Source organism: Streptomyces sp. NPDC033221, assembly GCF_055577005.1.
In genome coordinates, this window is the sequence record NZ_JBVIQN010000050.1 from 39,340 (window position 1) to 47,707 (window position 8,368).

7 protein-coding genes are annotated in these 8,368 nt (G+C 70.9%); 4 read left to right on the forward strand and 3 right to left on the reverse strand.

The window, feature by feature from the left end; genetic code table 11:
* Positions 1 to 16: 16 nt before the first annotated feature.
* The 3 genes from ACZ53K_RS38920 to panB form a co-directional block, all read right to left on the reverse strand.
* Positions 17 to 859 carry an ABC transporter permease gene (locus tag ACZ53K_RS38920; RefSeq protein ID WP_468846723.1) on the reverse strand — a complete coding sequence of 281 codons (843 nt, stop codon included), beginning with the start codon at positions 857 to 859 and terminating at the stop codon, positions 17 to 19.
* A complete protein-coding gene (locus ACZ53K_RS38925; protein ID WP_468846726.1) occupies positions 856 to 1,908 on the reverse strand; it encodes an ATP-binding cassette domain-containing protein in 1,053 nt (350 codons plus the stop codon). The genes ACZ53K_RS38920 and ACZ53K_RS38925 overlap by 4 nt, the downstream gene beginning before the upstream one ends.
* Before the next feature lie 139 nt (positions 1,909 to 2,047).
* Positions 2,048 to 2,962 (reverse strand): 3-methyl-2-oxobutanoate hydroxymethyltransferase, encoded by a 915-nt coding sequence (gene panB / locus ACZ53K_RS38930; RefSeq protein WP_468846728.1) that lies wholly within the window; start codon positions 2,960 to 2,962, stop codon positions 2,048 to 2,050.
* 187 nt (positions 2,963 to 3,149) lie between these two features.
* Here panB and ACZ53K_RS38935 point away from each other — a divergent pair, with 187 nt between their 5' ends.
* The 4 genes from ACZ53K_RS38935 (at position 3,150) to ACZ53K_RS38950 (ending at position 8,224) form a co-directional block, all read left to right on the forward strand.
* The gene (locus ACZ53K_RS38935; protein ID WP_468846731.1) at positions 3,150 to 4,769 is read left to right on the forward strand and encodes an MFS transporter; all 1,620 of its coding nucleotides are present in this window, start codon (positions 3,150 to 3,152) and stop codon (positions 4,767 to 4,769) included.
* A complete protein-coding gene (locus tag ACZ53K_RS38940) occupies positions 4,766 to 5,443 on the forward strand; it encodes a TetR/AcrR family transcriptional regulator (protein ID WP_468846734.1) in 678 nt (225 codons plus the stop codon). The genes ACZ53K_RS38935 and ACZ53K_RS38940 overlap by 4 nt, the downstream gene beginning before the upstream one ends.
* A 293-nt stretch (positions 5,444 to 5,736) precedes the next feature.
* Positions 5,737 to 6,744 (forward strand): endonuclease/exonuclease/phosphatase family protein, encoded by a 1,008-nt coding sequence (locus ACZ53K_RS38945; RefSeq protein ID WP_468846751.1) that lies wholly within the window; start codon positions 5,737 to 5,739, stop codon positions 6,742 to 6,744.
* Between the two features lie 259 nt (positions 6,745 to 7,003).
* Entirely contained in the window at positions 7,004 to 8,224 is a 1,221-nt protein-coding gene (locus ACZ53K_RS38950; RefSeq protein WP_468846737.1) for an MFS transporter, read from the forward strand.
* The last annotated feature ends 144 nt before the right edge of the window (positions 8,225 to 8,368 follow it).

The window sequence follows — 8,368 nt, forward strand, 5'->3', positions numbered from 1 at the left end:
GGGCGAAGGTGACGCGTCAGGTCTTCTTGCGGAACTTGTTCACCGCGAGGGGGGCGAAGACCAGGGTGATGCCGGCGGTCCAGGCCAGGGTGATCAGCACGGGCTGGGCGACCGCGCCGTGGCCGATCATCAGGGACCGGGCCGCGTCTGCCAGGTTCGACAGGGGGTTGATCTTGGTGAAGGCCTCCATCCAGCCCGGCATCGTCGTGGGCGGGGCGAATATGGAGGAGCCGAACTGCAGCGGCATCAGCACCATGAAGCCGACGCCCTGTACCGCCTGCGGGGTCTTCATGGTCAGGCCGAGCAGCATGAAGATCCAGGTCAGCGAGGAGCCGAAGAGCAGCGCCAGGGCGACGGCCGTCAGCAGCTCCAGGGGGCCGGTCTGCAGGTCGAAGCCGATCAGGAAGGCCAGCGACAGCAGGATGACGGTGGAGACCAGCATCCGCCCGGATTCCACGAGCATCTTCGCCGTCAGCACCGAGGAGCGGGCGATCGGCATCGTGCGGAAGCGGTCCATCACCCCCTTGTTGAAGTCGTCGTTGACGCCGGAGCCGACCGACATGGCGATGTTCAGGCCGCCCATGGCCAGCAGGCCGGGGATGATGTAGTTGACGTACGCGGAGCGGTCGCCGCCCAGGCTGCCGCCCATCGCGCCGCCGAAGACGTACACGAACAGCAGGGTGAAGACGATCGGCATCAACAGGGCGTCGATCATCGACTCGGGGTCGTTCTTGATCTGCATCGCGTTGCGGCGCATCAGGGCGCTCGTGTGACGCAGATGGGCCCGCAGGCCGATGCTGCCCTCGTCGGCACCCGGCCGCTGCGGCTTGCCCGGCGCCGCCACCGTCGCGGCACTCATGCCGAAACCTCCTCGTACTGCTTGTCCTGGACGTCCTGCGGGCCCTTGGGGCCGTCCTGCCCGCCGCTGCCGGCCTCCGAGGTCTTCTGGCCGGTGATGGCCAGGAACACCTCGTCCAGGCTGGGCAGATGGGTGTTGATGCCGGAGATCGTGAAGCCCCGCTCGCCGAGCATCCCGACCACGGCGGACAGCTGCTCGTCGCTGACGATCGGCACGTTGACCACGCCGTCCTCATGGTCGGCGGTGGCGCCCGCGACGCCGTCCAGGCCGGCCTGCGCGATGGCGCCGACCATCCGGTCCAGCTCGTCGGACCGGGTCGGGCGTATCTGGAGCGTACGGCCGCCGACCTTGGTCTTGAGCTCGTCGACCTCGCCTTCGGCGATGACCCGGCCGCGGTCGATGACCGTCAGCTCATGGGCCAGTTGCTCGGCCTCTTCCATGTACTGGGTGGTGAGCAGGACCGTGGCGCCGTCCCGCACCATGCTGCGGACCTCGTCCCAGACCTCGTTGCGGGTGCGGGGGTCGAGGCCGGTCGTCGGCTCGTCCAGATACAGCACCGCGGGCCGGCCGATCATCGAGGCGGCCAGGTCCAGGCGGCGGCGCATGCCGCCGGAGTACTTGGCGGCGGCCCGGCCGGCGGCCTCGGTGAGGGAGAACCGCTCCAGCAGTTCGTCGGCCCGCGCGCGGGCGTCTTTGCGGGAGAGGTCGAGCAGCCGGCCGATCATGTAGAGGTTTTCGCGGCCGGAGAGCTTCTCGTCGACCGAGGCGTACTGACCGGTGAGGCCGATGGTGCGGCGCAGCGCGCGCGGCTGGCGCACCACGTCGAAGCCCGCGACGGTCGCCGTGCCGGCGTCCGGCACGAGCAGTGTGGACAGGCAGCGCACCAGTGTCGTCTTGCCCGCGCCGTTCGGCCCGAGCACGCCGAGTACGGTGCCTTCCCTTACATCGAGATCCACCCCGTCCACGGCCTTCACGTTGCCGAAGTGCTTGACCAGCCCCCGCACTTCGACGGCGTTCCCCGCGCCGTTGGATGTCGTCTTTCGCGTCATGCCCCCACGATGACAGCCGCCACTGACAAACCACCGACAGCCGGCCGATAGACGGCCGACAGCCCAGGTGGGGGCTGTGCGGGGGGCGAATCCGGCGGACCGGTGGCGGCGCCGGGAGGGCGCCGCCACCGGTGCCGCGTCAGCGGAAGCTGTGCTCCGCGGCCGGGAACGTGCCGCCGACGACCTCCTCGGCGAAGTCCTTGGCCGCACCGCCCAGGACGTCGCGCAGATTCGCGTACTGCTTCACGAAGCGCGGCACATGGCCGCTGGTCAGGCCCGCCATGTCCGTCCAGACCAGGACCTGCGCGTCGCAGCCGATGCCCGCGCCGATGCCCACGGTGGGGATGTGCAGGGAGCGGGTGACCTCGGCGGCCAGCTCGGCCGGTACGGCTTCCAGGACGACGGCGAAGGCTCCCGCGTCCTGTACGGCCTTGGCGTCGCGCAGCAGTTGCTGGGCCGCCTCCTCGCCGCGGCCCTGCACCGGGTAGCCCCCGTACGCGTTGACGGACTGCGGGGTCAGACCGACGTGGGCCATGACCGGGATGCCGGAGGAGACCAGCAGTTCGACCTGGTGGGCGGAGCGCTCGCCGCCCTCCAGTTTGACCGCGCCGACACCGGCTTCCTTGACCAGGCGGGTGGCGTTGCGCAGGGCCTGGACCGGGCTTTCCTGGAAGGCGCCGAAGGGCAGGTCGCCGACGATCAGGGCGCGCTTGGTGCCGCGGACGACGGCCGCGGACAGGATCGTGATCTCGTCCATCGTGACCGGGACGGTGGATTCGTAGCCGAGGTGGCAGTTGCCCATCGAGTCGCCGACCAGCAGCACCGGGATGCCGGCCTCGTCGAAGACGGACGCGGTCATCGCGTCGTAGGCGGTGAGCATGGGCCACTTCTCGCCGCGCTCCTTGGCGGCGGCGATGTCGCGTACGGTGACCCGCCGCGAGCTCTTGCCCCCGTACAGCGACTTGCTGCTGTCGGTCGCGGGCTTGGCGGCGGGCCCGCCGGTCGCGGGCGTCCCGTCCGCGGGCGGGTTCTGGGCAGGCGAAAGCTGCGTCATGGCGACGGCTCCTGTTCGTCATCTCGAAGCGCCCTGACGGCGTCTCCGGACTCCCTTCCATGCTGGCACGCGCTGCGGGTGGAGTGGAAGAGGCGCCGGAGGACCCGCGTCGGCGGCCGTCCGGAGGGGCTCCGCCGCTCAGCGATACGGAACGGGGCCGTATCGGAATCGGCGTAGGGTGGTGGTCATGGCCAGCTCACCGACCTCCGGCATAGCCGACGCGCCCCGGCACGTACCCGAGCACATCCACCGCCGACGCTGGGCGATCCTGTCCGTCCTCATGCTCAGCCTGCTGATCGTGGTGCTGGACAACTCGATCCTCAACGTGGCGATGAAGACGATCGCCACCCCGGCCCCCACCGGCCTCGGCGCCACCCAGAGCCAGCTGGAGTGGGCGATCAACTCCTACACGCTGGTCTTCGCGGGGCTGCTGTTCACCTCCGGGCTGCTCGGTGACCGGCTGGGCCGCAAAAAGGTGCTGATCTTCGGTCTGCTGGTGTTCGGCGCCGGTTCGGTGCTGGCCGCCGTCGCCGGGTCGCCCGGCCAGCTGATCGCTTTCCGGGCGGTGATGGGGCTGGGCGGCGCCTTCGTGATGCCGTCCACCCTCGCCATCCTGATGAACGTCTTCGAGCGGGACGAGCAGCCCCGGGCGATCGGCATCTGGGCGGGCGGCGTGGGGCTGGCCATCGCCATCGGGCCGATCGCGGGCGGTCTGCTGCTGGACCATTTCTGGTGGGGTTCGGTCTTCCTCGTAAATGTTCCGATCGTGCTCGTGGCGCTGGCCGCGATGCTTCTCCTGGTGCCCGGCTCCCGGGACCCGCGGCCCGGGAAGCTGGACCCGGTCGGCGTGCTGCTCTCCGTCATCGGTCTGGTGCTGCTGGTCTACGGGATCATCAAGGGCGGCCAGCTCGCCGACTTCACCGATCCGCAGGTGTTCGGCACGGTCCTGGGCGGGCTGCTCGTCCTGATCGGTTTCGTGCTCTACGAGAAGCGGATCGATCACCCGTCGATCGACGTCAACCTCTTCCGCAAGCCGGCCTTCTCCGCCGCCGTCGGCGCCATCGCCCTGGTCTTCTTCGCGCTGATGGGCGTCACGTTCTTCATCGTCTTCTACATCCAGAGCGTGCGCGGCTTCACACCGCTCCAGGCGGGCCTGATGATCCTGCCGCTGGCCGTCTCCCAGATGATCTTCTCGCCGCGGGCCCGGCACGCCGTCGACCGGTTCGGCTCGCGCGCCGTCTGCACGGGCGGCATGCTGCTGGTCGCCGCCAGCATGGCCGGATTCCTGCTGCTGGACGCCGGCACCCCGATGTGGGTGCTGGAGGTGCTCTTCTTCGTCCAGGGCACCGGTACGGCGCACATCATGCCGCCGGTCACCGTCTCGATCATGCAGGCGCTGCCGCGCGAGAAGGCGGGCTCCGGATCGGCGCTCAACAACACGTTCCGCCAGGTCGGCGGCACGCTCGGGGTCGCCGTACTGGGCTCGCTGCTGTCCACCGTCTACCGCGACGGCATCGAGGACACGCTGAAGTCCGTCCCCGGCCTGCCGGAGGCCGCCCGGCACGCGGCGGGCGAGTCCATCGAGGCGACGCTCGGCCTCGCCCGGCACCTGGGCCCGGCGGGCAAGGCGCTGACCGACGAGGCGAACGCCGCGTTCATCCACGCCATGCACATCACCGCGCTCGGCTCGACCGCCGTCGCGCTCGTCGGCGCCGTGGTGGTCGCGGCCTTCCTGCCCGGCAGGCCGGGGTCCGGCGCGCGCGGTACGGACCGGGCGGAGCGGGAGAAGACGGAGGCACGGTCATGAGCGGGACGGCGGCGGCGGACGCGACGAGGACGGACCCGGCGGGTGCCACGCCGGCCGCCGGCCCTGCCCCGGCCGCCGCGCCTGCCCCGGACCCCCGCCGCGGGCGCCCCCGCAGCCCCGCCGCCGACACCGCGATCATCGAAGCCGTACTGCGCATGATCGAGGACGGCGTCTCCGTCGGCGAGATGTCGATGGAGCGGATCGCCCGCGAGGCGGGCGTCGGCAAGGCGACCGTCTACCGGCGCTGGCCCGGCAAGAGCGCCCTGATGCTGGACGTGATGCGCTCGCTGGACACCGACATCCCGCCGCCGGCCGGTGTGTCCGTACGCGACGACCTCGTGGGCATCATCGAGTTCCTGCGCATCCGCGGCCTGGCCAAGCGCAATTCGGCGCTGCTGCGCACCGTCGTCACCCACGTCAAGGCGCAGCCCGCGCTCTGGCGGGAGTACCACGAGACGGTCGTCCAGGCCCGCCGTGAGGTGCTGTTGTCCGTGCTGCGCCGCGGCATGGCGCGCGGGGAGATCCGTACGGACCGGGACATCGACCTGCTCGCCGACCTCTTCGTCGGCCCGGTGCTGTCCCGGGCCGTGCTGCACGAGTGGGCGGACCTGCCGGAGGGGCTGGCCGAGGAGATCGTCGACACGGTGCTGGACGGCGTACGGCCGCGGGGCTGACCGCCCGGCGCCCGGCCGGCCGGGCGAAGCAGGCCGGGTGTCAACCGATCGGCCACAGCGCCCCATCGAGCGACAAGCAGCCGCAAAAGGTGACACCACCTGACCGCTCCATGACGGGACTATGCCCGTTCTGTCACAGCCGCCGCCGTGTCCTCCGGAGCCGGAACCCGCAGCCGTCGGGGTGCCGTCCCTACTTCTAAGAAAGCGCATTACGGGCCATCGCCTAGGGTCGGAGACCACAGGCGGGGCGTACGGAGCAAGGCAGTGAGGACGGCGGCATGGCGCAGGCATACATGACGGAGTCGGGGCAGGGCCAAGACCCTGAGCGGACCGCCTCCGGAGCGCGGCGCCTGCGCGACTGGTGGCGCCCGGAGGGCATGTGGCGGCGGGGCATCGTGCTCGCGGTGCTGGCGGTCCTGCTCGGCCTGCTGATGATGGTGCACGCGCACGTCCCCAACACCGTGGGCAACCTCGGGAGCCTGCTGGAGACGTTCCTGCCGTGGCTCGGCATGATCGGTGTCCCGGTGCTGCTGGTCGCCGCCGTACTGCGGCGCTCCACGACCGCGGTCGTCGCGCTGCTGCTGCCCGCCATCGTCTGGGTCAGCCTTTTCGGCGGGCAGCTCACGGACAAGAAGGGTTCCGGCGGCAACCTCACCGTCGCCACGCACAACGTCAGCGACGAGAACCCCGACCCGGCCGGTACGGCCAGGGACATCGTGAAGTCCGGCGCGGAGGTGGTGGCCCTGGAGGAGCTGACCGGGGACGCGCTGCCCAAGTACAAGGAGGGGCTGGCCAAGGCGTATCCGTACCGCACGGTGCAGGGCACGGTCGGGCTGTGGAGCAAGTACCCGCTCTCCGACGCGGCGCCGGTGAACATCAAGATGGGCTGGACCCGGGCCCTGCGCGCCACCGTCAAGGCGCCCAGCGGCCGGGAGGTCGCCTTCTACGTCGCGCACCTGCCGTCGGTACGGGTCAAGCTCAACGCGGGCTTCACCGCCAACCAGCGCGACAACAGCGTGGCGGCTCTCGGCGAGGCGATCTCCAAGGAGAGCGTCAAGCAGGTCATCCTGCTCGGCGACCTCAACGGCACGATGAACGACCGCTCGCTGGCGCCGGTCACCTCGCAGCTGCGCTCGGCCCAGGGCGCGGCGGGCGACGGCTTCGGCTTCTCCTTCCCGGCCGGCTTCCCGATGGCGCGGATCGACCAGATCATGATGAAGGGGATCGACCCGGTGTCCTCCTGGACGCTGCCCCGGACCGGCAGTGATCACCTTCCGCTCGCCGCCTCGGTCAAGATCTGACAAAGCCCGGACGGCTCCCGCACCCCGGCCGAGCAGGGACTTCCCGCTCTGTGCCGGGGTGTCGCGCGTTGCCCGACGCTGCCGCGCAACATTGTGTTCTCCCGCTGGAATGAATGGGCTGAGAGACTTTGTTCCGTAGAAGAACTTACGGACATCCAGCCGCGTACGACGTACGGAACCCCCTGCGCACCGCCGGTGCCCCGCCGCACCGCGCCACCCTGCCCGGGACCCCGTACGCACCGTTTTCGAAAGGTCTCTCATGCCCCTGGCGCTGCTCGCGCTGGCCGTCTCCGCCTTCGGCATCGGCACCACCGAGTTCGTGATGATGGGCCTGCTGCCCAATGTCGCGGGCGATCTGGGTACGTCCGTGCCCACGGCCGGCTATCTCGTCTCCGCCTACGCCCTCGGCGTCGTCATCGGCGCCCCGCTGCTGACCGCGCTCGGCTCGCGCATCCCGCGCAAGCGGATGCTCCTGCTGCTGATGGCCGTCTTCACCGTCGGCAACCTGGCCTCCGCCCTGGCACCCAACTTCGGCCTGCTCATCGCGGGCCGGCTGCTCGCCGGACTGCCGCACGGCGCGTTCTTCGGCGTCGGCGCGGTGGTCGCCGCCCGGCTGGTCAAGGAAGGCCGGCAGGCCCGCGCGGTGGCCACCATGTTCCTCGGCCTGACCGTCGCCAACATCGTCGGCGTACCCGCCGCGACCCTGCTCGGCCAGCACCTCGGCTGGCGCGCGACCTTCCTGGTCGTCGCCGCCATCGGCCTGGTCGCGATGGCCTCGCTGGCCCGCCTGGTGCCGCACATGCCGCACGAGGAGCACGGCGGCGTGGCCCACGAGCTGCGCGCCATGGGCAACCGGCAGGTCGTCCTCGGCCTGGTCACCGCGGTCTTCGGGTTCGCCGGCGTGTTCGCCGTCTACAGCTACCTCGCCTCGATGATGACCGAGGTGTCCGGCTTCGCCGAGGCGTCCGTCCCGCTGGTCCTGGCCCTCTTCGGCGCCGGTATGACGCTGGGCGCGCTGGCCGCGGGCCCGCTGACCGACCGCGCGCTGCGGCCCACGCTGTACGGGGCGCTCGGCGCCCTCGCCGTGACCCTCGTGGTCTTCAACTACGCGGTGCACGTCAAGTGGGCGGCCCTGGTCTGCGTCGTCATCCTGGGCGCGGTCGGCTTCATGACGACCACACCGCTGCAGATGCTGGTCATGCAGAAGGCCCGGCACGCGCCGACCCTGGCCTCGGCCTCCAACCACTCGGCGTTCAATCTGGCCAACGCGGGCGGCGCCTGGATCGGCGGCGTGGCCATCGCGGCGGGCTGGGGCTGGACCTCCCCGGCGCTGGTCGGCGCGGTCTTGGCCGTCGTCGGCCTGGGCATCGCGGTGACCGCCGGGCTGCTGGACCGCGGCGGCTCCGCGTCGTCGCGCATCGTCGCGAGCAGTGAGAACGCTGACGAGGTGCCGGCGGAGCTGCCGGGCCGGGTGGGCTGACCCGGCCGGACGTCGCGTCACACCGAGGACGGCCCCCGACCACATATGTGACGCTGTTGGTTAATCGGGGTGTTGATCACTTCGCCTCGCCGAGTAGTTCGGCGGGGCGAAGTGCTGCGAAGTGGCTGGTGCGGGTGCGGGCTC

Bases quoted from the DNA above. Each gene is read 5' to 3' on its own strand.
- ACZ53K_RS38920 (WP_468846723.1), bottom strand. From the start codon at position 859: ATGAGTGCCGCGACGGTGGCGGCGCCGGGCAAGCCGCAGCGGCCGGGT.
- ACZ53K_RS38925 (WP_468846726.1), bottom strand. From the start codon at position 1,908: ATGACGCGAAAGACGACATCCAACGGCGCGGGGAACGCCGTCGAAGTG.
- panB (WP_468846728.1), bottom strand. From the start codon at position 2,962: ATGACGCAGCTTTCGCCTGCCCAGAACCCGCCCGCGGACGGGACGCCC.
- ACZ53K_RS38935 (WP_468846731.1), top strand. From the start codon at position 3,150: ATGGCCAGCTCACCGACCTCCGGCATAGCCGACGCGCCCCGGCACGTA.
- ACZ53K_RS38940 (WP_468846734.1), top strand. From the start codon at position 4,766: ATGAGCGGGACGGCGGCGGCGGACGCGACGAGGACGGACCCGGCGGGT.
- ACZ53K_RS38945 (WP_468846751.1), top strand. From the start codon at position 5,737: ATGACGGAGTCGGGGCAGGGCCAAGACCCTGAGCGGACCGCCTCCGGA.
- ACZ53K_RS38950 (WP_468846737.1), top strand. From the start codon at position 7,004: ATGCCCCTGGCGCTGCTCGCGCTGGCCGTCTCCGCCTTCGGCATCGGC.